The sequence below is a fragment of the Flagellimonas sp. ABD4_174 genome (genome assembly GCF_056160185.1).
This window is the reverse complement of the sequence record NZ_JBSWWP010000001.1, coordinates 447,530-472,096: the sequence shown is the minus strand read 5'-3', so window position 1 is coordinate 472,096 and position 24,567 is coordinate 447,530. Positions and strand designations below refer to the sequence as shown.

Sequence of the window (24,567 nt, the reverse complement as noted above, 5' to 3'; positions counted from 1 at the left end):
GTTACATAGGCTTGGATCATTTCAATACGATCCGCTCGGCTTCGCCAAAACTGTCGTAGTTGCTGGTAATGACCTGTTCTCCTGGCTGAAGCCCTTCCAGGACCTCATAATATCTTGAGTTTTGTTTTCCCAATCTTATGTTTCGCCTAATGGCTTCGTTCCCGTTTGGGTCTACAACAAAAACCCATTGTCCTCCGGTGCTTTGGAAAAATCCTCCTTTCGGCAACAATAGTGCATCGTTGGACTCCCCTAGTTGTAATCTAATATTGTAGCTCTGTCCGGCACGGATGGTTTCTGGCTTGTCATCCACAAAGACCAAATCCACCCGGAACCTTCCGTTTCTCACCTCAGGGTACACTTTTCGCAATCGCAATTTGTATTCGTTCCCATTACGCTCCAAAGTGGCCGAAAGATCTCTTTTTACGCGATCTATATAATGTTCGTCTATATCCGCTTCAATTTTAAAATCGGTAAGCACATTAATTTGCCCTATGCGTTGTCCCTGTGAAATATTTTGCCCTATTTCAGCATCCAAAAAACCCAATTGTCCGTCTGCGGGGGCGCGAACATTTAGGTGGTCCAAGCGATCATAGACCATGGAAAGTGTTTTTTGCATCCTTGCGAGGTCGGCATCCAATCCAGTTAATGATGTTTTGCGCAATTCATCGTCCTGCTCTGTTTGGAGCTTAACAATATCGTATTGTTTTTTGGCCAGTTCGTAGTTTTCTTTGGACAGTAGGTAGGTTTCCTTGGATATTAGTTCGTCTTTGAACAATTCTTGGTTCTGCTCGTAGTTACGTTTTAAGCGTTGGAGATCGTACTCTGCTGTGGCCAAGGACCTTCTACCTTCTACCTGTCTGGAATCAAAAGTGAGCTTGGTAGATCGTAGATCGTTCTGTTTTAGGGCCAAGTTACTTTCACTGGCCAAAATTTGTTCGTACAGGGCCATGTTTTCCAGTCTTAGGATAATGTCCCCCTTTTTTACCATGGAGCCTTCCTCTATCAGTTTTTCGGAAACCCGTCCGCCTTCGTAGGCATCCATATAAATAGTAGCTATCGGCGCCACATTACCATTAATGGTAATGTAGTCGTCAAACTTGCCATCGGTAACCGTGGAAAGTGATAAACGTTCTTTTTCGGTTCTAAAAGTGGACATGGAACTGGCAAATACCAATTTATAACCAACAAACAATAGTAATATCCCCAAAGCGATGTAGCCGTAGTGTTTGAGTTTAAGTCCTTTCTTTTTTTCTAATTGTATATCCATGGTATGTTTTAGTTGATATTGAAAATGGGCAGCCCGTTATAAAAATCTATGGTGCTTTGATTTACTTTAAGTCTTAGGCCTACTTGCAGGTTCTGGTTCTGTGCAACTCCGTACAGATTTTTTGCCTGAAAAAGTTCCAATGCGTTGATCAGTCCTTTTTCGTAACGTTTTTGTGCAATGTCAAACGCAATTTTTTGAGATTCCACTTGTTTGGCACTCTGTTCGTACTCGGCAATTAGGGCCCTGTTGTCCTGCACCAATTGTTGTAATAATTGAAATAGTTCCTGCTCTTGTATCTCTAAATTGTTTTTGGCCTGCATATAGGCTATTTTCTGTTGTTTTACCCGTGAGTGATTGGACCATCCACTACTGATCGGAATGTTCAATTGCGCTCCTACAAATTTGGACTGATTGTCCGTAAACTGTGTTTTAAATGGAATCACCTCTCCGTTCTGATCCACGTTCGTTTCGAAATAACTGGTGCCGTAACCCGCAAATAAAGATAAAGAAGGATATAAGGAACCCCTTGTGGCCTGCATTTGCTTTTTTGCGGCCGTGACCCGGTATTCCTGTGATTTTACCAACGGCACAAAATCTCTTGCTGTTTTGTACAGCGAGTCCAGGGAAATCCCCTCTTCCATGGCCGCCATTTCCTGGCCCATGGTTTCCTGCAGTTGTATATCGGACGCTCCGGTCCAGTTCATTTCTTGGATCAATACCAGTTTGGCATTGGTAAGTTGGTTCCTGTTTTGGGTCAATAACAGTTTATCCCCCAATAGATTGGATTCTGCTTCGTAAAGATCGGCGCCGGCCATTAAGCCCAATTCCACCTGCTTGGCCACCAAGTCGTAATTTCCTTGCGAAATTTCGAGCTGCTCCAGGGAATTGGCCACCAACCCTTCAAAAAACTTAATATCGTAATACGCGCTCATTACCCTAAAGGCCAACAAAAATTTTTCCTGTAATATATCTTCTTGGGTAGCCTTGTAGATAAATTTGGATGCGCGGATAGTATTCAATTTTTGAAAGCCCCGGAACAGATCCAAATTGGCGTTGAGTGAATAATTATTGCTAAAAAAATCCGTGTTCACAAAATCGTTGGTCTGTGGATCGGCAGATCTACCATATCGAATGGTGTAGTCGGCCGAGCCGGAAACAGTAGGCAACAAATCCCTGACCGACTGTCTGTAAGATTCTTTGCTGGAATCATTATTATATGTAGTGTTCTTTACCTGTAGATTGTGTTCAATGGCATAGTCCACACATGCTTCCAAAGTCCACAACTTTTGCGAGAACGCTACCACGGATGTGATAAGAAATAATGATGTTATGTATGTTTTTAATCTCATAATGATATCCTGTGCCAAATTCAAGGCTATTCTTGTGCCAAAATAAATTATTGCTGATTACCAGACAGTTGCGCCCGTAAAGTTATAATATGCTTGAATGAGGTGTAAAAATTTTGTACAAAATTTGTCCAAATATTTTACACTTTTGGCATTTGTACTCTGGCATTTACTAGTTTTAAAAAAGAATAGGAAATAGTAGTCTTATGGTCGATGCCAATATTTTAGTGGTTGATGATAACAAAAGCGTACTGAGTGCTTTGGAAATTCTTTTGCAGTTTGAGTACAAAAGCGTCCAAACGATATTCAATCCCAACCAGATCACCTCTTTTCCAAACTTGGAAAAAATAGACATTGTGCTTCTCGACATGAATTTTTCTGCCGGTGTCAACACCGGGAACGAAGGACTGTTCTGGCTCAACGAGATAAAAAAACGATCCCCGGACACCTCAGTAATAATGATGACAGCCTATGGAGCCGTGGATTTGGCGGTAAAGGCCCTGAAGCAAGGAGCGTCCGACTTTGTATTGAAGCCATGGAACAACGAACGTTTAATGACTACCGTAAAATCCGCACATGAGCTTAGAAAGTCCAAACAAGAAATAAATAAGCTCAAGAAAAAAGAGAACCATCTAAAACAGGTCATTAACGAGGGAAGAAATTATATTATCGGCCAATCCAAAGCACTTACCACGGTGTTGAACTTAGTGGCAAAAGTGGCAAAAACGGACGTTAACGTACTGATTACCGGCGAAAACGGTACTGGAAAGGAACTAATTGCTCGTGAGCTGCACAGATTATCGACCCGAAAAGAAGAAGTTTTTATTCCGGTTGACATGGGGTCCATAGCCGAAAACTTGTTCGAAAGTGAACTTTTTGGGCATGTTAAAGGATCATTTACCGATGCCAAAGAAGATAGGGCGGGTAAATTCGAGGCCGCACACCAAGGTTCGCTTTTTTTGGATGAGATTGGTAACCTTTCCCTACAAATGCAGGCAAAACTATTGTCCTCCATCCAAAACAGAACAGTGGTAAGGGTAGGCTCGAACAAACCTATCGATGTGGATATTCGGCTTATCTGTGCCACCAATTGCAATTTGGAGCAGATGGTCGCCAATGGATTGTTCCGCGAAGATCTATTGTACCGCATCAATACCATTCATATCGAAGTCCCCCCCCTCAGAGATAGGGATGATGATATTTTAGTGTTGGCAGACTTTTTCCTCAAAAAATTTGCCCATAAATATGATAAAGGGGGTCTAAGGATAAATCAAACTGCACAGGAAAAACTCCTGGAATATGCATGGCCAGGCAATGTTCGTGAATTACAACATACCATGGAACGAGCAGTTATCCTATCCGATGGCAATGTTTTAAAGCCTTCGGATTTTCTATTGCACGCCAAGCCCATGCAATCTATGGACAACGAGCCTATGACCCTAAACGAGATGGAACAGCAAATGATTCTGAGGGCGCTGGAACAAAATGAAGGAAACTACAGTGCGGCCGCGGAGCAACTGGGCATCTCGAGACAAACGCTCTACAATAAACTGAAGAAAAAAGGTGACTGATGGCAAGTAGAAACTTTTATATTCAAATGATCATACGGGTGTTATTTCTCACCTTTACTGCACTTGTTCTGGCATTCTCAGTATCAAAACAATGGTATTTTACTTTAGGTATCTCTGCCGTCGCATTGATTTTACTCGTGTTTTCCCTGATCACTTTTTTAAACCGCACCAACCGAAAAATCGCTTACTTCTTCGATGCAATAAAAAACGAGGATTTTACGCTACGATTTCCCGAGGGCGTTACCATTGAATCTTTTAAAGAGCTGAACAAAAGCCTAAACCGGGTAAATGGTTTAATACAAGAAGTACATGTACAATTACAGGTCAGGGAGCAGTACTATCAAGAAATATTGAAACAGGCCAGTATTGGTATAATGACCTATAATGACAAGGGACATATTCTATTTGCCAATCCTACCCTGGAACAACTATTGGACTACACTCCCTTAAACCACATAAAACAGCTCAAACAAGTGGACGAAAATCTATATCGGATTTTTAAAAATTTTAAGCCCTTTGAGCGCAAATTGTTTCAGTTGACCAACGAACGGGAACAAACCCAATTGGCATTAAAATCGACACACTTGTCCTTGGATGGACAGTCTTTGCTGTTGGTAGTAGTTCAGGATATCCATAAAGAACTGGATGAAAAAGAGACCGAATCTTGGGTGCGGCTTATCCGAGTGCTTACCCACGAGATCATGAACACCATTACGCCCATTGCCTCCATATCGGACTCCATTATTAAATATTATAGAAAAGGAGGGAAAATTACACCAATGGCAGAGTTGGAGGAAAGTCAGATAAAAAACACCTTGAAAGGGCTGGAAGTGATCAAAGAACAAGGAAGCGACCTAATGGATTTTGTACAATCTTACCGTAGCCTTCTACATGTGCCCGAACCCAATAAATCGTTGGTCAAGGGCAAAGACCTCTTGGAAAAGATCAATGTGCTCATGTCTGCAAGATTATTGGATGGGGAAAGCGAGTTCAAGGTGTTTTGCAAGCCCAAAGATTTAGAATTTTATATTGATGAAAAGCAAATAGGCCAGGTCTTGATCAATTTGGTCAAAAATGCGCTTCAATCCGTAGAGTATGCCAATAATGGTAAAGTACATGTAATGGCCGGCATAGACACCAATGGCTCCAAATATATTGAGATACTGGACAATGGCCCTGGAATTTCTCCCGAAATGATGGATGAAATCTTTGTTCCCTTTTTTACCACAAAAAGCGAGGGGACCGGTATTGGTCTAAGCCTATCCAAAAGAGTAATGCAATTGCACGGCGGAAACATACAAGTACGGTCCATTCCCAAAAAAGAAACCGTTTTTCGACTAACTTTTGCGTAACAATATGGTAAAAGAAGAGCTTTTAAAATTCTGCAGGAACTTTGTTGAAGAAAGAGCGGCCCGGCTTAAAAAGCAAAGCGATGGACTCCAAGAATCCTTAGGTTCCGAGACCAAAAGTTCTGCAGGTGACAAGCATGAGACCGGGCGGGCCATGGTGCAACTGGAGCAGGAAAAGCTGGCCCAACAATTACAAGAACTTGAAGCTACCCGGAGCATTCTCCATAAAATTAAGATTGATGCGCCTTCTGGTAAAATCCGGTTGGGCTCCTGTGTGGAAACCAGTATGGCCCACTATTTTATTGCCATTTCTGCTGGAGTGTTCGAACAAGCAGGAGAGAAATTCTATTGTATTTCGACAAGTGCGCCCATTGCCCGATTACTTATGGGCAAGGAAAAAGGAGACACTTTTGTTTTTAATGGAAATACGCACCAAATTACCAAGGTTGGCTAAAAGATTGTTTTAGGAATCCTCCTCCACAAGTTTCATTCCCGAACTCTTTTCGCGCTTAAAAACTATCACGATAAAGAGTATTCCAATAATGATCAAAAACACAATTTCCAGAGTGGACAACAACTGGTTCATGCCAAGAGATCTCTTGGAGCGCTGTGTAAGTTGTTTTCCTTCGGACAATTGCACTGCAGAAAGTTCATCAAGATTGTTGCTAATGCTGTTCAGTACGGAAATAATTTTTTCTTTGTTGCCCTGATCGTCCTCCAATCTTTTAAGGGCCGCGTAATTTTCCCTTAACTCATCCAAATGTAGGGATTCATCAATGGTCAATTCGGTATTGGCGAAATCCACTAGGATGTTCTTGATATCCGGATGCTGAGGCATTTTATCCAAATAAACCGCATTGTTCGCCAAAAACAATTCCTTTTCGTGGAAATAATTGTTAAGGGTATAAATATATGCCTGGACCACCAAACGATCTTCAAAAACCGAATCTACTCCTTGTTCCACGGTAGAAAAGTTTCTGTTGTTCAACCGGTTGGAAGCAAGTACCAATAAAAATGCCGCCGCCAATATAAATCCCGAATTAATACGTTGTTTTATGTTACCCATTGTGGCATTTTGTTTTTAAAGTGTTCAAATTCTGGTTGTTCCGATAATACAAATTTATTTTAAAATGAAAAATCCGCCCAGCCTTGCTAACCATTCATGAGCAAACCTAATAGCTTTTAGCTGAGCGGAAAACATCACAATCAAGCAATTATAATACACTCAACTCGCCAGACTCAAGTGCATTTTTTAAATTTGCTTTTACCACTGAATGGCTATTAAAAAATCTTTTGCCATCTGTTTTTTTAAGTTTTACCTCTACCACACCATCTTTGGTCTCTTGGATCTCGGTTACAACCACCTTGTTGCCGACCACTTTTTTAAAATCCGCTATCCCTCCTTTTTTAATAATGAAGTTGGCCCTGGGAAAATCAATGTGTTTAAATTGTGGCATGTCCGGCTTGCCGATCTCAAGTACATCGCCAACCTTGATATCTTGTGGTGTTACATTCTGTGCATGAATATTTACGGATGCTACCGCCATCAAAAATGTGAAAAGTAAAATTCTCATATCTATACTATTTAAGGTTAATAATTAAATGCCCAGTTCTTTTTAGACTTCAAAACTCGAGGATAATCGATGGTTTTTTGCCACATCAACAATCCTAAAGGATTGAACATCTGAAGGAAATCCAAATTGGATATGATCATCTACTGCATGTCCTACCAAATTGGCCCCGACCATACTCACTACTGAAACGGTTTTTTTATTGATATCGCCTTGGATGGATGGAACGAGTTGAAAAGTTTTCCGTGCTCCATATGTCGATTCCACTGTTACTTGGGAGTTTAATCGAACCACATCGTCCGGCATATCCATTTCATCTTCAACCATTGCCATTCCAATTTTTTCGCTCAACCGCTCCAGTGCATCTTTATGAGAGTAGTCCTCATAATACCTATAGAAAATAAGCAATTTTTTTAAGGTAACAAAGTCCTTTTTCTCCAAAATCAGCCTTCCATATTTCATTCTCAGTACTTAGCGAACAGGACACGAATCGCATCCAATATTTGGCAGAATAGAGCAAAGTATATGCCACCGGAAAGCATTGTTAAATATTGTTAGTTTTATGTTGCTGACTACCAATTATTTACAATATGTTGATATTGAAGAGATCTTTAGTAAATCGGGTAAAAAATACCCAGGTGGAACATTTTGACCCGGTCAAAGGTGCCGGTTAAACTGCTAGAGAAATATTGCCCGCATAAAAGTTTGTTATGCACAGTTTCCACAAACCCCGGTAACCACACAATTGGCCTTTTCCATAACGTAACCAGCTGGCAATTTGATCTGTATTTCTTGATCTAAACAGGATATCGTGTCACACGAAGTGCACCTAAAATGAAAATGGTGCTCCATAGGATCGTTTTGTTTGCACTTCTGAATAGCAAAGTATTGCTTTCCATCTTCTGCCACAATGCTATGCACCAATCCGTCTTCACAAAACTGGTTCAATATTCTATAAACGGTCGCCCTATTGATATCCAAATCTACCATACCCATGATCACATCATGGCTAATGGCCTCATCGCTCTTCAAAAGAATATCCAACACGGCTTGTTTTGATGGTGTATTTCTTCTTTTCATAAATTTATCGCGACTTTGTTGCAATAATATAAATTATTCATAATTTTGACAAAAGTTTTACGACCATCTTATAAGGATGGACAATATACAGCAGCTAAACACTTGTATCGGTTTTGGTGTTGTCGTAAAACAGCGAACCATTAAATACAATATATGAAAGCAAAAACACAAACTTACGATATTATAGCTATGACCAGTTCACTGATATGCGCAATACATTGTGCCGCTGTTCCCATTCTATTGTCGTTCTCGTCCTTGTCCAGCCTGCACTTTTTGCACAACCCAATTATCGAGTGGTCCTTTATTGGACTTGGAATTGTATTTGTATTCATATCGCTCTGGCCAAGCTATAAAAAAGCGCATCACAATTCAAGGCCATTGCTTATCGCGGCTGTTGGTTTCGGAATTATTGCCCTAGGACGACTGGATTTTAGCGAAGCTTGGGAAACGGTCAACACTGTAAGCGGTGCCATCTTGGTTTCTGTGGCCCACTTTGTCAATTGGAAAATTATGCCCTCAAAAGCTGACCACAAACACTGACCATTTTCAACTTTTATTCTTTGCCTCTTCAACTTTAAGGCCTCTTTAACATTATTTATAATAACTTTATTGCCTTATGCAACAAGGCTACGTAAAACAAGGGATCGGCTTACTCTTTTTAACCATTTTTTTAATGGTCAAAATGGCTGGACTCCATGTTTTGGTCCACGATGAAGATCAAGACCAGTACGCCCACTGCATTGTTGGTGAACATATTATAAAAACACAACAGGCACCGGAAATTACACCATCGGCCACGACATATGACCTTTTAGTTGAAGAACCCAGGCCCAAAAAACAAATTTCACAGGAATATAGATTTATTACTGTTGGTATTTTAGCTTCCAGCCAGCTTTTCTGCAGGCCACCACCACTCACCACTTAGTACCTCAATATTTTCTGTTTATTGGTAATGGCGAGTGCATTTGCGCATATTTCTCCAAAACCAATGGTCGTAAACTATATGGGGAGCAAAATACCGTATAACAAATACGTAATTTGGCTTCTTACCCGCATTTTAGCCTATACTTTTCACATATAGATAGGGTTTTTGATAGAAATAATAAATAAACCAACACCAAAATGATAACCACGAATAACCTTACCAAAAAATTTGGTGACTTTGTTGCCGTAGATAATCTTTCGATTTCGGTAAAAGAAGGTGAAATATTATGCCTGCTCGGCGCCAATGGTGCCGGTAAGTCCACCACAATAAACATGTTACTTAATTTTATTAAGCCAACCTCGGGCACTGCCGAAATAAATGGGATGGATGTAGTTAAGAATCCTCTAAAAACCAAGGAATTCGTCACCTATATCCCTGAAAACCTTATGCTGTACCCCAGCCTGACCGCTATTGAAAACCTGGACTATTTTTCCGGGATAGCCGGCAAAAAACTCTCATCGAAAACACTAACGGATTTTTTAAGCGAAGCTGGACTGCAAGAAACTGCCTTTAAAAAACGGATATCCACTTTTTCCAAGGGAATGAGACAAAAAGTAGGGATCGCCCTTGCTTTGGCCAAGGACACCAAGGTACTGTTATTGGACGAACCCACTTCCGGATTAGATCCCAAAGCCAGCAATGAGTTCGGTGAATTGTTGCAAAACCTTAAAAACAAAGGGGTTGCTGTTCTAATGGCAACCCACGACCTTTTCCGAGCCAAAGAGGTCGCGACCCATATCGGTATTATGAAAGATGGCCAACTTCGCCAACAATTTGTCGCAAGTGACATTTCTCTTCCAGAATTGGAAAAAGCATACTTGGATACGATGAACTATAAAGAAGTATTGCCATGATCGTAAAAACCTTCATAAAAGAAAGCAAGGAACTTTGGCGAGACGGTCGGGTTCGTGTTGCGTTCACCATTGTAACCATACTTTTGGGTATCGCAGTTTGGATCAGTGCACGGCAGTATCAACATATAAATGAGCAGTATCAAAACGCAAAGAGCGCAGAAAGGGCCATCTGGGACGACCAAGGAGAAAAAAACCCTCATTCCGCAGCACATTACGGCACATATGCATTTAAACCTAAATATCCTTTGTCCTTAGTGGACCAAGGTGTTGATAAGTACGTCGGAACCTCAATTTTTTTAACGGCCCACAACAGGAATGAAGCCCAATTCAGTGCTGCAGCGGATCAAACCGGATTAGCACGTTTTGGGGATCTTACACCAGATTTTATCTTGCTTTTCATAATTCCATTGTTGATCATTTTATTGGCATATAACAGTTTTACCAAGGAGAGGGAAATGGGTACCTTGACTTTATTAAAAAGTCAGGGCATTACGCCATGGAAATGGGCAATAGGTAAATGGAGCGCACTGTTTTTTCCGGTGCTCATTGCAACGATGGTTCTTTTTGTAATTGCTGGCATCGTGCTGTCCAACCTCAAAGATTTTGGTGTGTTCCGTTGGCAATCCTTATTCATTTTATCCTTGGTGTACATTGGATATTATATCATCTTCTTAAATATTATATTATTTATTTCACTGAAAGCGAAAAAATCCGGGATAGCCTTGGTGCTTTCCTTATCCGTTTGGATATTGGCCTGTTTGGCAGTGCCCAAGGCAGCCAGTAATATTGCCGAATCCAAACACCCCTATCCGACCCGACAGGAATTTGCTGCCAATGTTTTAAAGGACAAACAAAATGGCCTGGACGGCCACAACCCCTGGAGCAAAGAATCAAAAATGTTGGAACAGCAAGTATTGGCCAAGCATGGGGTGGACAGCCTGCACAAACTTCCTTTTAATTTTGACGCTTACCGAATGCAGAAAGGCGAGGAGCACGAAGCAGAAATATACGCCAAGCACTACAAATATTTAAAGGAACAATATTCAAAACAGTCCAGCCTTTATCAAAGTTTGGCAATAATATCCCCGTATTTGCCCACTCGTTTTTTAAGCATGGCAATTGCACGCACCGATTACTCCGCCCATTGGGATTTTTCGGATGCGGCAGAGGACTATAGAATTGCCACACAAAAGTTTTTGAACGACAATTTTGCACAAAATTCTTCCTACGGCGAATGGGACTACCGGGCCAATGCCAATTTCTGGGGCAAACTACCCGAGTTCAGCTATAATCCACAAGAACTCAATGCAATCCTTACTACAAACGCTTCGAGTTTGTGGATTCTGGGAGCGTGGATCCTACTTTCCTTTGGCGCTTTTCTTATAACCACAAAATCCATTTAACTATGTTACCATACAATTTTAAATACGAACTGCGCTTATTGTTGCGCAGCCGTTGGATTCAACTTTTGAGCGTATTATTATTGGTCCTTTTTGGTTTTTCCACCTATAATGGTAGCACAAAGGTCGAAAAACGAACAAATGATATTTCTTCTGCCAAAAAAGAGGTTGAGGAAACCGACCGGGCCATGCTCAAATTATTGGATTCCGTTGAACGTGGTATGGAGGTGAGTGCCTCCCCATGGACCATTCCCACTAGTCCAATGGCCGTTGGGAACTATCACCCAAGGGTGGCGGCAATGGAACCCCAACCCATGGCTTTTGTTTCCACTGGGCAGGCAGATCTTTTTACCCATTATGTAAAACCAACGGTATCCGGGGATGATTTTGCCTTGAACTTTACCGAAATGACAAGTCCGGTTCAGCTTCTTTTCGGAAGCTTTGATCTGGCATTTGTAATTGTTTACCTTCTTCCATTGCTTATTATTGCCTTTACCTATAATGTGCTTTCATCGGAAAAGGAGCAAGGCTCTTTGCGATTATTGGCCTCGCAGCCCATATCCGTTCGAAAATGGGTGTTTCAAAAATTGATTCTTCGCTTTTTCTGGTTGTCGATATTGGTAACACTTTCCTTGTATATCGTATTTCTCGTCGTTGGTATTCAAGCACTGGATTGGCTGAGCGTTTTGAGCCTGTTGGGATTAACCTTGTGCTATATGCTGTTTTGGTTTGCCCTTGCATTTTTGGTCAACCTTTTTGTGGATAGTTCAGCAAAAAATGCCGTATCACTAATAATGCTCTGGGTAATTTTTGTACTCTTGACCCCTTCGGTACTCAATCAAACGGCAAGTACGCTTTATCCCATGCCTTCACGAACCATATTGATCAGTGAAATGCGGGAGCACAAAGCAGAGGCAACCAAAAAACAGGACGAGATCCTGGATAACTTTCTTAGGGACCATCCGGAATATGCAATTAACGATTCCACACAATCCAGAAACTTCTATCACCGGTATATGGCCTCTCAAAAAATTGTAAAAGAAGAATTAGAGCCCATAGTGGGGGAGTATGAAGATCAATTACAAAAACAACAAGAATGGTCCAGAAAATTACAATGGTTATCTCCTGCCATTGTGGTTCAGGAGTCGTTGAACCAATTGGCCGGAACATCCACCGCAGATTATGAAAATTATCGGGGACAAGTCATAGAATTTGCAGAAACTTGGAGAACGCATTTGATCACATTTTTATATAACAACGCAACATTTTCGCAGCAAGATTATGCATCGCTCCCACAATTTACTTATTCCAATAATACCAATAACAATGTTGGGTTTTCCTCTGTGGTTTTGCTGTTGATAGCGGCAGCACTGCTTATTTTTGGGTTTGCGGTGCAAGGTAGGTCGGAGAAAAAAGGAATGTTGAGCCAATAAAATAATAATAACCGGATATTCGTGATAATGATCCATGTAGTATGATACAAACCAACAATCTTAAATTTAAATACGATAACGACAACACCATCTTCGAGTTCCCCGACATCACATTGAGCAAAAACCAAAATCTTTTGATCTTGGGAAAGTCTGGCATCGGGAAAACCACACTTTTACATCTTTTGGCGGGTCTGCTCTCTCCATCGGATGGAAGTATACACATAGATGATGTAGATATTCAAAAACTAACCAACAAACAGTTGGATAAATTTAGAGGTCAAAATATCGGCCTTGTTTTTCAAAACAACCATGCGGTACAATCTTTGAGCGTTATGGAAAACTTAGAGGTAAGACTGTTTTTTGCCAAAAAAACCATTTCCAAAACCGTGATCAAAGATTTGCTGGAGCATCTCGATATTGAAATGTGTAAAAACAAAAAAGTGAGGGAACTCAGTGAGGGACAGCTGCAGCGGTTGGGCATAGCCATGGCCATAGTGCACCGCCCACAACTTGTTTTGGCCGATGAGCCCACCTCTAGCCTAGACGACACAAATTGTAAAAAGGTGATGCGACTTTTAATTGAGCAAGCGGACGCCAACAAAGCCAATTTGATTGTAATTACCCACGACCAGCGCATTAAACCATTGTTCAACAAAACCTTGGAGCTATGAACATTTGGAAAATCAGTGTAAAAAACTTTAGGTACAAGCCTCTATATACTTTCTTGGGCATTTTGATCCTTTCTGTTAGTATTGCCCTACTTGTCGGAATTCAGCAGTTGGATACATCCTTCCGCAAACAAATGGAAAATAGTTTAGGGGATATAGATATGGTAGTTGGTGCAAAAGGCAGCCCATTGCAATTGGTTCTCGCCTCCGTGCTCCATATAGACAATCCTACAGGCAATATTCCTTATGAAGAAGCCAAGAAATTATTGAAAAACCCCATGATAGAAAAAGGCGTGCCCATTTCTTACGGCGATAATTATATGGGATACAGGATTGTAGGGACAACCCCAGAATTTACCGCTCTTTACAATGCAATACTAAAAGAAGGGAAAAACCCGGAAAAACCAATGGAAGTTGCCATTGGTGCAACAATTGCCGATGCTACCGGTCTGCGGATCGGCGATACATTTCAAAGCTCGCATGGCTTGGCAGAAACAGGAGGGCATGCCCACAACGACCTTTTAAAAGTGGTCGGAATTTACGAGCCCACCCACAAGGTTATGGACCGATTGATCATTACCAGACTACAGACTGTTTGGGATGTGCACGATCACGAATCAGAGCCAAGTTATTCAAAGGAAGGAGGGGTGGTAGAACAAGAGAAGCACCACCATGAAGAGGGAGAACACCATCATGATGAGGAAGGACATGAACACGAACATGAAGAAGAACATGAACATGAAGGGCACGAACAGGAAACGGAACACGGACATCAAGAGGAGCACGAAAAAGAAATCACTTCTATGTTGATTTCATTTCGGAATCCGATGGCACTTTTGACCACTCCCCGAACCATCAACGAAAACACGAACATGCAAGCGGCACTTCCAAAATTTGAACTGGAGCGACTCTATCAATTTACTGGTGTCGGTGTAAAAACCATTACCTGGATAGCCTATGCCATCCTCGTAATTTCCTGTATTACCATTTTTATAAGTCTGTACCGCATGGTCCGTGATCGCGCTTTTGATCTCGCACTTATGCGGAGCTACGGCGCCAATACTTTTCAGTTGATCAAAATGGTGGCCTACGAAGGATTGTTGATTTCCCTTATTGCTTTTGTTATTGGTGTACTTTTATCGCAAATAGGAATTTATTTCATATTTGAGATGATAACGGATCAATACAAACAAAAAATGCCGCTTGAGCTTGGATTCCAAGAATTGTTCAAAACCGCTGTATTGGTTTTGTTAATGGTTCTTTTTTCCATTCTACTTGCTATTAACCCTATCATTAAAATGAATATATCAAAAATATTGAGCCATGAGAAATAACATAATTATTGCCTTTTTTCTGTTGTCCACAATGTTCTGTTTTTCACAAACCGAAATAAATTGGTGGGATTTGGCCCGTATCGATTATACAGAAAAGTTTTTTCCTGCTTATGATCAAAACTTTCTTTACCCGGAATTTAGCGACCACATGAAATCTCTCGAGGGCAAAAAAGTGGCCATTACAGGATACTTTTTGAACATTGACCCTAGTGGTAAATTGTTCATCTTGTCCAAAAACCCAATGGCTTCGTGTTTTTTCTGTGGAATGGGAGGGCCGGAAACAGCCATGGAGCTCGAGTTTATGTCCAAGCCCAATTTTAATACCGACGATGTACTTTACGTAACCGGGACTCTAAAGTTGAACGCTGACGATGTTCAGCACTTTAACTACATCCTTACCGATGCCGTAGCTCAAAAAATGAATTAACCTATCACAACATAATAATCAAAAATGAACAGAAGAAAGTTTTTTAGAAACGGGGCCTTAACAGCCGTAGGTGCCTCGATTTTCACACCATTTGAAACGGTAAGGGCGTCGGACCTTGAGAGTGAATGGAAAAGAAAAAAAGCCAAGAACATCATCTTATTGGTGAGCGACGGGATGAGCACGGGTACCCTGAACATGGCCGACCTTTACCTCTCCAGAAAAACCGGAAAAGGCAGCAATTGGCTAAACCTGTACCGGGAAAATAAGGTGAACCGTGCACTAATGGACATGGCCTCGGCCAATTCCATGGTAACCGATTCCGCTGCTGCTAGCTCTTCTTGGGGAGGAGGTGCCAGAATAAACAACGGAGGAATAAACTACGGCGTAAATGGTGAGCAGCACCTTCCTATTTGGCAAAAATTTAAATCCGCAGGAAAAAAGACCGGATGCGTTACAACCGTGCCCATTACACATGCCACTCCCGCGGGCTTTTGCGTGAACGAAAAATCCAGAAACGACCAAGCATCCATAGCGGAAAAATACTTGGAGCATGGGTTTGATGTGTTGATGGGGGGAGGCAACGAATATTTTGATGCCGAAAAACGAAAGGACAAAAAAGATATGTACCGCGCCTTTGCAAACAAAGGGTATGTGGTGGCACGGTCCAGACAAGAAATGATGTCCGCACCGGCCCATCAACAAATTCTTGGTGTGTTTTCGGACAATGGCCTAGCCTACACCAAGGATAGGGAAAGCAACAAAGAACTCATGGAAAATATTCCAAGTTTGGCGGAAATGACTCAAAAAGCCATAGAAAACCTGTCTGACAGTCCAAAAGGATTCACCCTACAAGTAGAAGCCGGAAAAGTGGATTGGGCAGCACATGCCAACGATATTGCCGGTCTGCTATATGATCAAGTCGCCTTTGATGAAGCCGTGCAGGTTGCCATGGATTTTGCTGGAAAAGATGGAGACACTTTGGTTATCATAACTACCGATCATGGCAATGCCAACCCAGGGCTCATTTATGGAAAAAATGCCAACGATAATTTTGATACCGTTCAAAACTACAAACATACCAATGAATGGATCTTGAACGGTATCGGCAAGGAAACATCCGTGAGCAACTTAAAGGAGCGAGTGGAATTTGCCAATGGATTTGCATTGACGGACGAAGAGGCGAAAACCTTGCTGAGCTATTATACCTCCTTAAAATCCAAGGACGGGTGGTACAATCCTAGGAACCTTCCGTTCAACGCGTTGGCGGAAATCCAGAAAAAGCACACCTCCGTAGGCTGGATAAGTATGCAACACTCCGCAGATTATGTGGAATTGGCCATGTACGGCCCCGGTAGCGAATTATTGAATCCCTTTATAAAAAATACGGACCTACATTTCCTAATGCTGGAAGCAGCAGAGGTGGAAAACAACTTCTAAGGATGTAGGGCAAAACCTGAAAAGAATAATTCTTGTTTGGAATACAACCGATGGGACTTTGACTTGCTTTGTCCTATCGGGGTATCCTGCAGGATTTCCCAGTAACTAGGTCGTTAAATCTAAAGCCGAGTATTAGAAAAACAAAAACCCTTCCAAATCAACAATTTAGAAGGGTTTCGTGTGGTCCCACCTGGGCTCGAACCAGGGACCCCCTGATTATGAGTCAGGTGCTCTAACCAGCTGAGCTATAGGACCCGCATTTTGCGGATGCAATATTAGTGTTTATTTTTCTTCAGCGCAAGGATTTGACCGTTCTACCCCTCTTTTATTTCTTGACAAAGCTCCACCAGCACCCCATTTGTGCCCTTTGGATGCAAAAACGCCACCAGTTTGTTGTCCGCACCTTTTTTAGGGGTTTCGTTCAAAACAGTAAAACCTTCATTTTTTAAACGATCAATTTCGGATGCAATATCCTCCACCGCAAAAGCAATATGGTGGATGCCCTCCCCCTTCTTCTCCAGATACTTGGCAATAGGGCTGTCGGGCTTGGTAGCTTCCAGCAATTCTATCTTATTGGGCCCGGATTTAAAAAAAGAGGTTTTTACCCCTTCCGAGGCCACCTCTTCAATTTTGTAGTGCGGTACACCCAACAGCTTTTCGAAAAGCTTGTTCGATGTCTCCAAATCTTTTACCGCGATTCCGATATGTTCAATTTTTTCCATAGGAAATGTAATTTGCTTTAATTTTCTGCCTTTTTTCAAAATTAAGCACTGTAAACGGTTCATAAAGTGAGGTTAGTCATTAATTCGCTTATTTTTGTACTATGGAGGAAACACAACGACAAAAAAAGATAGCAGGAATCATTCAAAAAGACCTGGCCGATATTTTACAACGTGCCGCTACCGATGGAGGCCTTAAGGGAACTTTGATCTCTGTATCCAAGGTTTCCGTTACTGTGGACTTATCATTGGCCAAAACTTATGTAAGTATTTTTCCGAACAAGGGTGCCAAAGAATTATTGGAGGGCATTAAAGAGAGCCAAGTGGCCATTCGCCACGAACTGGCCCAGCGCACCAAACACCAACTTAGACGTGTGCCTGAACTTAATTTTTATCTGGACGATTCCTTGGAGTATATTGAAGGAATCGAAAAATCCTTAAAAGGGGAAGAAAACCCAATAGAGAACAGAGACTTGCTCGATAAACGTAAGAAATCCTGATTTTGAACTTTCCGCTTTATATCGCAAAACGTTACTTACGGTCCAAAAGCAGTCAAAATGCGGTAAACATCATCAATTTTATTACTTTTTTGGTGATTGTAATCGGTTCCGCGGCCCTTTTTATCGTGCTTTCCGCTTTTGCCGGTCTAAAAACGTTCAGTCTTTCTTTTTCCAACACATTTGATCCCGACCTCAAAGCTTCTCCCACTATTGGAAAGCATTTTTCCATTTCTGCGGACGAAGAATCTGCCCTAAACCATATTGAAGGTTTGGCCAGCTTTTCCAAAGAACTGGAAGAACGGGCTTACCTTACCTACAAAGAAAAAAGTACCATTGCCTACATTAAGGGGGTGGATCAAAATTATCGCAATGTTACCGGTGTGGACAGCACTTTAATTTTTGGTAATTGGGGCTCGGATTTATTCAATGGTGTTATTGGCATCGGAATCTATAACTTACTGGGTGTGCCTATCAATAATCGTTCGGCCATGGAGGTTTTGGTCCCTAAACCTGGCGAAGGCTCCTTTTCCCAACAAGGATTAAATGCCAAACCTTATGATGATATTGCCTTGGTGGTGAGCGGCGTTTTTGCTGTGGAAGAAACATTGGACAAAAAATACGTTTTTGCGCACCTGCCCGTAGTACAGGAATTATTACAAAAAGATAGTACGGATATATCTGGCATCAATTTTAAATTGATGGAGAATGCCTCGGCAGAAGATGTCAGAAATTCCATAGTTGGGATTTTGGGGGATAAGGTTTCGGTTTTAACTCGAAGGGAGCAGAACACCTCTTTATATCGGATGCTCAACACCGAAAATTTAGCAACTTATTTGATTTTTACCCTTGTACTGATTATTGCTCTGTTTAATGTAGTTGGGGCCATTATTATGATGATTTTGGACAAACAACAGAACTCCAAAACACTATATAGCTTGGGCACAACCATTAAAGAATTGCGTCGAATCTATTTTATCCAAGGCTTATTGGTCACCTCTTTTGGCGGACTGATCGGTGTGCTGATCGGTTCTTTGTTGATTGTTTCACAATTGGTTTTTGGTTGGCTTAAAATTACGCCCTCTTTGGCCTATCCGGTGGAATTTAATGCCCTCAACGTATTGATCGTGATCGGAACCATTGTGGTTCTGGGCTTTATTTCTTCAAAAATTGCGAGTAGCCGAATCAACGAAAAATTGATTTCCGCTTAAGCGAACTGGTAATCCCCAAATTTTTCCTGAACCTCGTCAAAAGCGGCAAAAACATCTGCGGCATCGTCACTGGTTACCATCTTCATCCGGTATTCCTTAAAGTGTGGAATCCCTTTAAAATAGTTGGTATAATGTCTTCGTGTTTCAAAAACCCCCAGTTTTTCGCCCTTCCAATCAATTGCCATTTGCAAATGCCTGCGCGCGGCATCGACCCTTTCCTGCATTGTTGGGGGGGCTAAATGCTCTCCTGTTTCGAAAAAATGTTTTACTTCCTTAAAAAACCAAGGGTAACCAATACTTGCCCTACCTATCATGGCTCCGTCCAATCCAAACTCGTCGCGCATTTTTACGGCAGCTTCGGGCGTGTCCACATCGCCATTGCCAAATACGGGAATATGCATCCTTTGGTTGTTCTTTACCTGTGCAATGGGTTTCCAGTCGGCCTCGCCCTTGTACATCTGTACACGGGTACGCCCATGGATAGAGATTGCTTTAATACCAACATCTTGCAAACGCTCGGCCACCTCAACAATTTTGATGGAACTGTTGTCCCATCCCAATCGGGTTTTTACCGTTACGGGCAAATGGGTCCTTTTCACAATTTCTTCGGTAAGCTTCACCATTAAGGGAATATCGCGTAAAATTCCGGCACCTGCATTTTTACACACTACCTTTTTTACAGGGCAGCCAAAATTGATGTCAATGATATCCGGGTTGGATGCTTCCACAATATCCACAGCTTGGAGCATAGAATCCAATTCGGCGCCAAAAATCTGGATGCCCACAGGGCGCTCTTTTTCGTAAATGTCCAGTTTAATCACGCTTTTTGCGGCATCCCGAATCAACCCTTCCGAAGAAATAAACTCGGTATAGACCACATCGGCGCCCTGTTCCTTGCAAAGTTTGCGGAAAGGAGGGTCGCTCACATCTTCCATCGGAGCTAAAAGAAGCGGAAAATCAGGTAGTTCTATGTTTCCAATTTTTGGCAAATCCTACTGTTTTTTGGACTGCAAAAGTACAAAATAGCTTAAAACCAAAAAGCTAGTTCGGTGATTGCAGTCGATCTCGCTCTTTTTTATCGATGCCGCGTTCGTTATCCTCCAACCTAAAGTTTCCGAAATTATAGGTAAATCCAAAGCGGATAAATTGAGTCTCTGGCCGTCTTCGGTAAAAGTTATCCTGATTCAAATACTTAGAACGATAGGTGGGAACATATTGTTCCAAAATATCCTCAGCGGCAAGCGATACTGTAACTTTATTATCAAAGAGGGTCTTTCTTAAGCCTATGGTAAGGTTGAATTGTTCATCGGACACATATGATCCAAAAAGAAACTTGGAAACATAGGTGCCCGCTATCTCTCCCGTAAAGGTACCATCTTTGGAAAGGGTTAAATAATTCCCCAAATAGGCATAAACGCCATTAACTTCGTTTGTGTACGGAACATTGCCGCTTTCTTCGGCCAAAAAGGTCTCTTCTTCGTGAAAAAGGGACGTATAAGCATACATAAACCAAGCTGGGGCAATGGATTTGCTCAAGGTAAAGTCCAGCCCGTAGGACTTACTGTCCAAAACATTCTGTTTGAATTCTACCAAGGTTTGGTTTTGGTTATCCTGAAACACCAAATAGGCAATATTACTGCCATTGTTACGATAGTACACGTCGAAGAAAAACTCACTGTTCAGGGTGTAATTAAAATTGAAGTTGTTGCTGAAGCTCGGTCTCAAGCTTGGATTTCCTTCTTCAAAATCATTCTCGTTGTAAAAAAATCGAAAAGGGTTCAGGTCGTTGTACTTGGGCCGGTTTATATTTCTTCCATAATCAAACGCAAAGCTATGTTTGTCAGATGGTGAATACAGCAAATAAACAGATGGGAAGGGTTCAAAAAAGTCTTGGGTGTTGGTCTCGCCCAAGGTGATCGAATTCCCTTTGGCCTTGGTAAGCTCCCCACGAACACCAAGTTTCATGGACCATTTCTCCCAATTTTTTACTAAGCTCATATAAGCCGCGTAAACATCTTCATCATAAATATATCTGTCGGATTGGGATGCGTCCACGGTGTTGCTCGATCCATTGAAATTGAAAAAGTCCATAGTGTTCTCCGAAGTAATCGAAGATAGCTTGGCCCCGGATTCAAAAGACATACTGCCAATAGGTGTAGAATAATCCAGTTGTCCGGTAAAAATCTTTATCTCTTGATCGGAATCGGTATCAAATCCAAAATCCCTTAAAAAGGAACCGTTGGCATCAAAATAACTGGTGGACAGTCGTTGAAACATTTCTCCATTGAAGTACGTATAATGTCCGTTTGCTCTAATCTGCGCGCCCTCCTTCTTTAATTTATGCACATAGGTAAGATCAAAGGCCAAGTTGGTATTGTCCAAATTAGAGCCGTTTCTCGTGGCAAAGGTGGAATCTAATTGTGCCTGTGCATTTCCCATATCGGTGTTTAGAACAGTTTCCTGCTCTTGATCTAGGTTAAACAGTAAATCGGAGGTTACATTCAGGCTGTTTTGAGCATCGAAAGTATAATCCAGGATAAAACTCGCATTTTGCGATTGCGATTTATTGGTTTGATCATAGTCAGTATCCCAAACAGAGAAAACGGCATCACTACTATCTATAAAATTGATGCCCTTGTTCGTTTTGTTGATTTCCTTTTGGGGGTTGATGGTGTAATTGGCAAACAAATTAAGCTTGTCCGTTTTGTAATAATGGCTTGTACCCATGCTAAACTTGGGAAAAACGGCCTGAGTGAAGGTTCCGTTTACACTGCCCTTATATCCCGGCACAATGTTTTTACTCGTTACAATGTTCAAAATAGGGCCGCCCTCGGCATCGTAACTTGCCGGAGGATTGGCAATAACCTCTACCGATTTAATATTTGTTCCCGACAAGCCCTGTAGCAAATCTTGTACCTCCTGTCCGGATAACTGAACCTTCCTGTCGTTCAAGTAAACTGTTGCGTTCTGGCCACGAATCAACAATTGATCTTGATTTACGATGACCCCGGGCGTATTTTTTAGAATATCCCAAGATGTGCCCTGGGAGACCACTGTGTTTTCCACCGAAAAGACAAGTCTGTCCGGCAATCGTTGTAGCTTTGGCCTTTGAGCGGTGACCACCACTTCCTCCAGTTCGTTGTCAGATAAGGGAATGATCAATGCCCCTAGGGAAACATCGGTGGTAATATCCAAAGCCCTGGGTTCCGAGCCCCTCCCTACATAGCTTGCCTGTAAAAGATAAAGATCGGGTGCAACCTCAACAAGTTCAAAAAAACCTTCGTCGTTGGCAGAAGTCCCTTGAACAAAAGTGGAGTCGATCGCTCGAAGCAATAAAATATTGGCATATGGAACGATCTGGTTTTGCTCGTCCACAACCTTGCCCGTAACCTTATAGGTTTGTCCGTAAGTACAGCATATAGCAAAGAGTACCCATAAAATGGCAATGGTCAGGTTCTTCATTCGAGGTTTGGGTTGAACCTCAAATCTAAGAAATTATTTTTGAGGAATATAGGAGTCGATTTTTCTTATTTGTAAAAATGCATTTACAGGTATATAAAACAACTATATTTGCAGTTGATTATATCCCATTTTTGGGTATGTTATAGTTGATATGGAGAAGATCAGGAATTTTTGCATCATTGCGCACATAGACCATGGTAAAAGTACCTTGGCAGACCGTTTGTTGGACTTTACCGGTTCGGTCACCGAACGCGAAAAACAGGACCAGTTATTGGACAATATGGATTTGGAACGCGAACGGGGCATAACCATAAAAAGCCACGCCATCCAAATGGAGTACGTGCACAACGGAGAAAAATATGTGCTTAACCTGATCGATACTCCCGGGCACGTGGATTTCTCCTACGAAGTATCCCGATCCATTGCCGCATGTGAGGGTGCACTTTTAGTGGTAGATGCCGCGCAGAGCATTCAGGCACAGACCATTTCCAACCTCTATCTTGCGCTGGAAAATGATCTGGAAATAATTCCCGTACTCAACAAAGTTGATTTACCAAGCGCCAATCCTGAAGAAGTTACCGATGATATTGTGGATCTTTTAGGGTGCTCCCCAGAAGATGTAATTCCTGCAAGTGCAAAAACAGGCCTCGGTATCCAAGACATATTAACAGCGATAATAGAACGTGTTCCTGCCCCAAAAGGCAACCCCAATGAGTCGCTTCAAGCTCTTGTTTTTGATTCTGTTTACAACCCGTTCAGAGGGGTCGAAACCTATTTTAGGGTGGTAAACGGAGAAATTACCAAAGGACAGAAAATTAAATTTGTCGCCACCGGAAAGTCTTATGAGGCCGATGAAATCGGAACCTTAAAATTGACCCAGGTGCCAAAAAAGAAAATTTCCACAGGAGATGTGGGCTATTTGATCACCGGCATCAAAGATGCCCGAGAAGTTAAAGTGGGTGATACCATTACGGATTCTGCACATCCCACCAAAAACCCGATTGGAGGGTTTGAGGACGTAAAACCTATGGTTTTTGCTGGAATTTACCCTGTTGACACCGAAGATTTTGAAGATTTGCGTTCTTCCATGGAAAAACTGCAGTTGAACGACGCCTCTTTGGTATTTACCCCAGAGAGCAGTGCCGCATTGGGCTTTGGTTTCCGATGTGGGTTCCTGGGCATGTTGCACATGGAAATTATACAGGAACGTTTGGAACGTGAGTTCGATATGACGGTAATAACCACGGTGCCCAACGTGAGCTACCATGCATACACCACCAAAGGTGATGAAAAACCAATTATCGTAAACAACCCTTCCGACCTGCCCGACCCTTCGACCATAGATCGGGTAGAAGAACCGTACATTAAAGCGACCATTATCACAAAAGCTGATTTTGTGGGCAACGTAATGTCGCTCTGTATCGAGAAACGCGGGCAAATCGTCAACCAAACCTATTTGACCACCGAACGTGTAGAGTTGATTTTTGATATGCCCTTGGCAGAAATCGTATTTGATTTTTACGATCGTTTAAAAACTGTATCCAAAGGCTATGCCTCTTTTGATTATTCCCCGATCGGAATGCGACAATCAAAACTGGTAAGGGTAGATATTTTGTTGAACGCCCAACCCGTAGATGCGCTTTCCGCTTTGGTTCACTTTGACAACGCCTACCATATTGGTAAAAAGATGTGCGAAAAACTGAAAGAGTTGATTCCAAGGCAGCAATTCGACATCCCGATACAGGCGGCCATTGGTTCCAAGATCATTTCCAGGGAGACCATTAAAGCCCTGCGAAAAGATGTTACCGCAAAATGTTACGGTGGGGACATCTCGCGTAAGCGTAAGCTATTGGAAAAGCAGAAAAAAGGTAAAAAGCGAATGCGCCAAGTAGGTAATGTGGAAATTCCACAACAAGCTTTTATGGCCGTTCTAAAGTTGAATGATTAACTGGGAAA

At 41.9% G+C, this 24,567-nt stretch carries 24 protein-coding genes and 1 tRNA gene; 15 read left to right on the top strand and 10 right to left on the bottom strand.

Going from position 1 to position 24,567, the window contains the following annotated elements; all coding sequences use genetic code 11:
• Window positions 1–16: 16 nt before the first annotated feature.
• Together ACXAFK_RS02100 and ACXAFK_RS02095 are read right to left on the bottom strand one after the other, a co-directional pair.
• Window positions 17–1,267: an efflux RND transporter periplasmic adaptor subunit gene (locus tag ACXAFK_RS02100; protein ID WP_474956640.1), complete on the bottom strand. Its 1,251-nt coding sequence runs from the start codon at window positions 1,265–1,267 to the stop codon at window positions 17–19.
• 8 nt (window positions 1,268–1,275) lie between these two features.
• A complete protein-coding gene (locus tag ACXAFK_RS02095; RefSeq protein ID WP_293298191.1) occupies window positions 1,276–2,616 on the bottom strand; it encodes a TolC family protein in 1,341 nt (446 codons plus the stop codon).
• 203 nt (window positions 2,617–2,819) lie between these two features.
• Between ACXAFK_RS02095 and ACXAFK_RS02090 the strand changes: the two genes are divergently transcribed.
• From ACXAFK_RS02090 to ACXAFK_RS02080, 3 genes are read left to right on the top strand one after another with little or no spacing between them, the layout of a single operon-like run.
• Entirely contained in the window at window positions 2,820–4,184 is a 1,365-nt protein-coding gene (locus tag ACXAFK_RS02090) for a sigma-54-dependent transcriptional regulator (protein ID WP_474956639.1), read from the top strand.
• Window positions 4,184–5,536, top strand: a complete 1,353-nt coding sequence (locus ACXAFK_RS02085; protein ID WP_474956638.1) for a sensor histidine kinase — start codon at window positions 4,184–4,186, stop codon at window positions 5,534–5,536. Before ACXAFK_RS02090 ends, ACXAFK_RS02085 begins: the two co-directional genes overlap by 1 nt.
• Before the next feature lie 4 nt (window positions 5,537–5,540).
• Window positions 5,541–5,987 carry a 3-oxoacyl-ACP synthase gene (locus ACXAFK_RS02080; RefSeq protein WP_474956637.1) on the top strand — a complete coding sequence of 149 codons (447 nt, stop codon included), beginning with the start codon at window positions 5,541–5,543 and terminating at the stop codon, window positions 5,985–5,987.
• Window positions 5,988–5,996: 9 nt separating this feature from the next.
• On the opposite strand, the gene ACXAFK_RS02075 is transcribed toward ACXAFK_RS02080, so the two are convergent.
• The 4 genes from ACXAFK_RS02075 to ACXAFK_RS02060 all read right to left on the bottom strand — a co-directional run bounded on the left by ACXAFK_RS02075 (window position 5,997) and on the right by ACXAFK_RS02060 (window position 8,184).
• Window positions 5,997–6,599: a hypothetical protein gene (locus ACXAFK_RS02075; protein WP_474956636.1), complete on the bottom strand. Its 603-nt coding sequence runs from the start codon at window positions 6,597–6,599 to the stop codon at window positions 5,997–5,999.
• Window positions 6,600–6,747: 148 nt separating this feature from the next.
• Complete coding sequence (locus ACXAFK_RS02070) at window positions 6,748–7,107, bottom strand: hypothetical protein (protein ID WP_224836018.1); 360 nt, start codon at window positions 7,105–7,107, stop codon at window positions 6,748–6,750.
• A 42-nt stretch (window positions 7,108–7,149) separates the two neighbouring features.
• Window positions 7,150–7,566 (bottom strand): GreA/GreB family elongation factor, encoded by a 417-nt coding sequence (locus tag ACXAFK_RS02065; RefSeq protein WP_293298177.1) that lies wholly within the window; start codon window positions 7,564–7,566, stop codon window positions 7,150–7,152.
• Window positions 7,567–7,812: 246 nt separating this feature from the next.
• Window positions 7,813–8,184, bottom strand: coding sequence for a Fur family transcriptional regulator (locus ACXAFK_RS02060; protein WP_224836016.1), 372 nt, complete (start codon window positions 8,182–8,184; stop codon window positions 7,813–7,815).
• Window positions 8,185–8,337: 153 nt separating this feature from the next.
• Between ACXAFK_RS02060 and ACXAFK_RS02055 the strand changes: the two genes are divergently transcribed.
• From ACXAFK_RS02055 to ACXAFK_RS02015, 9 genes are all read left to right on the top strand, one after another.
• Complete coding sequence (locus ACXAFK_RS02055; protein WP_224836015.1) at window positions 8,338–8,724, top strand: MerC domain-containing protein; 387 nt, start codon at window positions 8,338–8,340, stop codon at window positions 8,722–8,724.
• Window positions 8,725–8,857: 133 nt separating this feature from the next.
• Window positions 8,858–9,109 (top strand): hypothetical protein, encoded by a 252-nt coding sequence (locus tag ACXAFK_RS02050; protein ID WP_474956635.1) that lies wholly within the window; start codon window positions 8,858–8,860, stop codon window positions 9,107–9,109.
• 197 nt (window positions 9,110–9,306) lie between these two features.
• Window positions 9,307–10,023 carry an ABC transporter ATP-binding protein gene (locus ACXAFK_RS02045; RefSeq protein WP_252080964.1) on the top strand — a complete coding sequence of 239 codons (717 nt, stop codon included), beginning with the start codon at window positions 9,307–9,309 and terminating at the stop codon, window positions 10,021–10,023.
• Entirely contained in the window at window positions 10,020–11,426 is a 1,407-nt protein-coding gene (locus tag ACXAFK_RS02040; protein ID WP_474956634.1) for an ABC transporter permease, read from the top strand. Before ACXAFK_RS02045 ends, ACXAFK_RS02040 begins: the two co-directional genes overlap by 4 nt.
• A 2-nt stretch (window positions 11,427–11,428) precedes the next feature.
• On the top strand, window positions 11,429–12,856 hold the full coding sequence (locus ACXAFK_RS02035; protein ID WP_474956633.1) for a DUF3526 domain-containing protein: 1,428 nt from the start codon (window positions 11,429–11,431) through the stop codon (window positions 12,854–12,856).
• Between the two features lie 41 nt (window positions 12,857–12,897).
• Window positions 12,898–13,527, top strand: a complete 630-nt coding sequence (locus ACXAFK_RS02030; RefSeq protein WP_474956632.1) for an ABC transporter ATP-binding protein — start codon at window positions 12,898–12,900, stop codon at window positions 13,525–13,527.
• Complete coding sequence (locus ACXAFK_RS02025) at window positions 13,524–14,858, top strand: ABC transporter permease (RefSeq protein ID WP_474956631.1); 1,335 nt, start codon at window positions 13,524–13,526, stop codon at window positions 14,856–14,858. Before ACXAFK_RS02030 ends, ACXAFK_RS02025 begins: the two co-directional genes overlap by 4 nt.
• Entirely contained in the window at window positions 14,848–15,285 is a 438-nt protein-coding gene (locus ACXAFK_RS02020) for a hypothetical protein (RefSeq protein WP_474956630.1), read from the top strand. The genes ACXAFK_RS02025 and ACXAFK_RS02020 overlap by 11 nt, the downstream gene beginning before the upstream one ends.
• A 24-nt stretch (window positions 15,286–15,309) precedes the next feature.
• Window positions 15,310–16,722, top strand: coding sequence for an alkaline phosphatase (locus ACXAFK_RS02015; RefSeq protein WP_474956629.1), 1,413 nt, complete (start codon window positions 15,310–15,312; stop codon window positions 16,720–16,722).
• A gap of 181 nt (window positions 16,723–16,903) precedes the next feature.
• On the opposite strand, the gene ACXAFK_RS02010 is transcribed toward ACXAFK_RS02015, so the two are convergent.
• Window positions 16,904–16,977, bottom strand: a tRNA-Ile gene (locus ACXAFK_RS02010).
• Window positions 16,978–17,036: 59 nt separating this feature from the next.
• Window positions 17,037–17,444, bottom strand: a complete 408-nt coding sequence (mce, locus tag ACXAFK_RS02005; protein ID WP_224836006.1) for a methylmalonyl-CoA epimerase — start codon at window positions 17,442–17,444, stop codon at window positions 17,037–17,039.
• A 101-nt stretch (window positions 17,445–17,545) separates the two neighbouring features.
• Here mce and rbfA point away from each other — a divergent pair, with 101 nt between their 5' ends.
• The gene (gene rbfA / locus ACXAFK_RS02000; RefSeq protein ID WP_474956628.1) at window positions 17,546–17,941 is read left to right on the top strand and encodes a 30S ribosome-binding factor RbfA; all 396 of its coding nucleotides are present in this window, start codon (window positions 17,546–17,548) and stop codon (window positions 17,939–17,941) included.
• A 2-nt stretch (window positions 17,942–17,943) separates the two neighbouring features.
• On the top strand, window positions 17,944–19,149 hold the full coding sequence (locus tag ACXAFK_RS01995; protein ID WP_474956627.1) for an ABC transporter permease: 1,206 nt from the start codon (window positions 17,944–17,946) through the stop codon (window positions 19,147–19,149).
• Here the strand turns inward: ACXAFK_RS01995 and dusB are convergent.
• Together dusB and ACXAFK_RS01985 are read right to left on the bottom strand one after the other, a co-directional pair.
• On the bottom strand, window positions 19,146–20,138 hold the full coding sequence (gene dusB / locus ACXAFK_RS01990; RefSeq protein WP_369885528.1) for a tRNA dihydrouridine synthase DusB: 993 nt from the start codon (window positions 20,136–20,138) through the stop codon (window positions 19,146–19,148). The genes ACXAFK_RS01995 and dusB overlap by 4 nt on opposite strands.
• Before the next feature lie 52 nt (window positions 20,139–20,190).
• On the bottom strand, window positions 20,191–22,611 hold the full coding sequence (locus ACXAFK_RS01985; protein ID WP_474956626.1) for an outer membrane beta-barrel protein: 2,421 nt from the start codon (window positions 22,609–22,611) through the stop codon (window positions 20,191–20,193).
• A 151-nt stretch (window positions 22,612–22,762) separates the two neighbouring features.
• Here ACXAFK_RS01985 and lepA point away from each other — a divergent pair, with 151 nt between their 5' ends.
• Window positions 22,763–24,559: a translation elongation factor 4 gene (gene lepA / locus ACXAFK_RS01980; RefSeq protein ID WP_224836001.1), complete on the top strand. Its 1,797-nt coding sequence runs from the start codon at window positions 22,763–22,765 to the stop codon at window positions 24,557–24,559.
• Window positions 24,560–24,567 lie beyond the last annotated feature (8 nt).

Bases quoted from the DNA above. Each gene is read 5' to 3' on its own strand.
- ACXAFK_RS02055 (WP_224836015.1), top strand. From the start codon at position 8,338: ATGAAAGCAAAAACACAAACTTACGATATTATAGCTATGACCAGTTCA.
- ACXAFK_RS02100 (WP_474956640.1), bottom strand. From the start codon at position 1,267: ATGGATATACAATTAGAAAAAAAGAAAGGACTTAAACTCAAACACTAC.
- rbfA (WP_474956628.1), top strand. From the start codon at position 17,546: ATGGAGGAAACACAACGACAAAAAAAGATAGCAGGAATCATTCAAAAA.
- ACXAFK_RS02045 (WP_252080964.1), top strand. From the start codon at position 9,307: ATGATAACCACGAATAACCTTACCAAAAAATTTGGTGACTTTGTTGCC.
- ACXAFK_RS02075 (WP_474956636.1), bottom strand. From the start codon at position 6,599: ATGGGTAACATAAAACAACGTATTAATTCGGGATTTATATTGGCGGCG.
- ACXAFK_RS02080 (WP_474956637.1), top strand. From the start codon at position 5,541: ATGGTAAAAGAAGAGCTTTTAAAATTCTGCAGGAACTTTGTTGAAGAA.
- ACXAFK_RS02095 (WP_293298191.1), bottom strand. From the start codon at position 2,616: ATGAGATTAAAAACATACATAACATCATTATTTCTTATCACATCCGTG.
- ACXAFK_RS02090 (WP_474956639.1), top strand. From the start codon at position 2,820: ATGGTCGATGCCAATATTTTAGTGGTTGATGATAACAAAAGCGTACTG.
- lepA (WP_224836001.1), top strand. From the start codon at position 22,763: ATGGAGAAGATCAGGAATTTTTGCATCATTGCGCACATAGACCATGGT.
- ACXAFK_RS02030 (WP_474956632.1), top strand. From the start codon at position 12,898: ATGATACAAACCAACAATCTTAAATTTAAATACGATAACGACAACACC.
- ACXAFK_RS02020 (WP_474956630.1), top strand. From the start codon at position 14,848: ATGAGAAATAACATAATTATTGCCTTTTTTCTGTTGTCCACAATGTTC.
- ACXAFK_RS02085 (WP_474956638.1), top strand. From the start codon at position 4,184: ATGGCAAGTAGAAACTTTTATATTCAAATGATCATACGGGTGTTATTT.
- ACXAFK_RS02015 (WP_474956629.1), top strand. From the start codon at position 15,310: ATGAACAGAAGAAAGTTTTTTAGAAACGGGGCCTTAACAGCCGTAGGT.
- ACXAFK_RS02040 (WP_474956634.1), top strand. From the start codon at position 10,020: ATGATCGTAAAAACCTTCATAAAAGAAAGCAAGGAACTTTGGCGAGAC.
- ACXAFK_RS02060 (WP_224836016.1), bottom strand. From the start codon at position 8,184: ATGAAAAGAAGAAATACACCATCAAAACAAGCCGTGTTGGATATTCTT.
- ACXAFK_RS02025 (WP_474956631.1), top strand. From the start codon at position 13,524: ATGAACATTTGGAAAATCAGTGTAAAAAACTTTAGGTACAAGCCTCTA.
- ACXAFK_RS02050 (WP_474956635.1), top strand. From the start codon at position 8,858: ATGGTCAAAATGGCTGGACTCCATGTTTTGGTCCACGATGAAGATCAA.
- ACXAFK_RS02070 (WP_224836018.1), bottom strand. From the start codon at position 7,107: ATGAGAATTTTACTTTTCACATTTTTGATGGCGGTAGCATCCGTAAAT.
- ACXAFK_RS01985 (WP_474956626.1), bottom strand. From the start codon at position 22,611: ATGAAGAACCTGACCATTGCCATTTTATGGGTACTCTTTGCTATATGC.
- ACXAFK_RS02065 (WP_293298177.1), bottom strand. From the start codon at position 7,566: ATGAAATATGGAAGGCTGATTTTGGAGAAAAAGGACTTTGTTACCTTA.
- ACXAFK_RS02035 (WP_474956633.1), top strand. From the start codon at position 11,429: ATGTTACCATACAATTTTAAATACGAACTGCGCTTATTGTTGCGCAGC.
- mce (WP_224836006.1), bottom strand. From the start codon at position 17,444: ATGGAAAAAATTGAACATATCGGAATCGCGGTAAAAGATTTGGAGACA.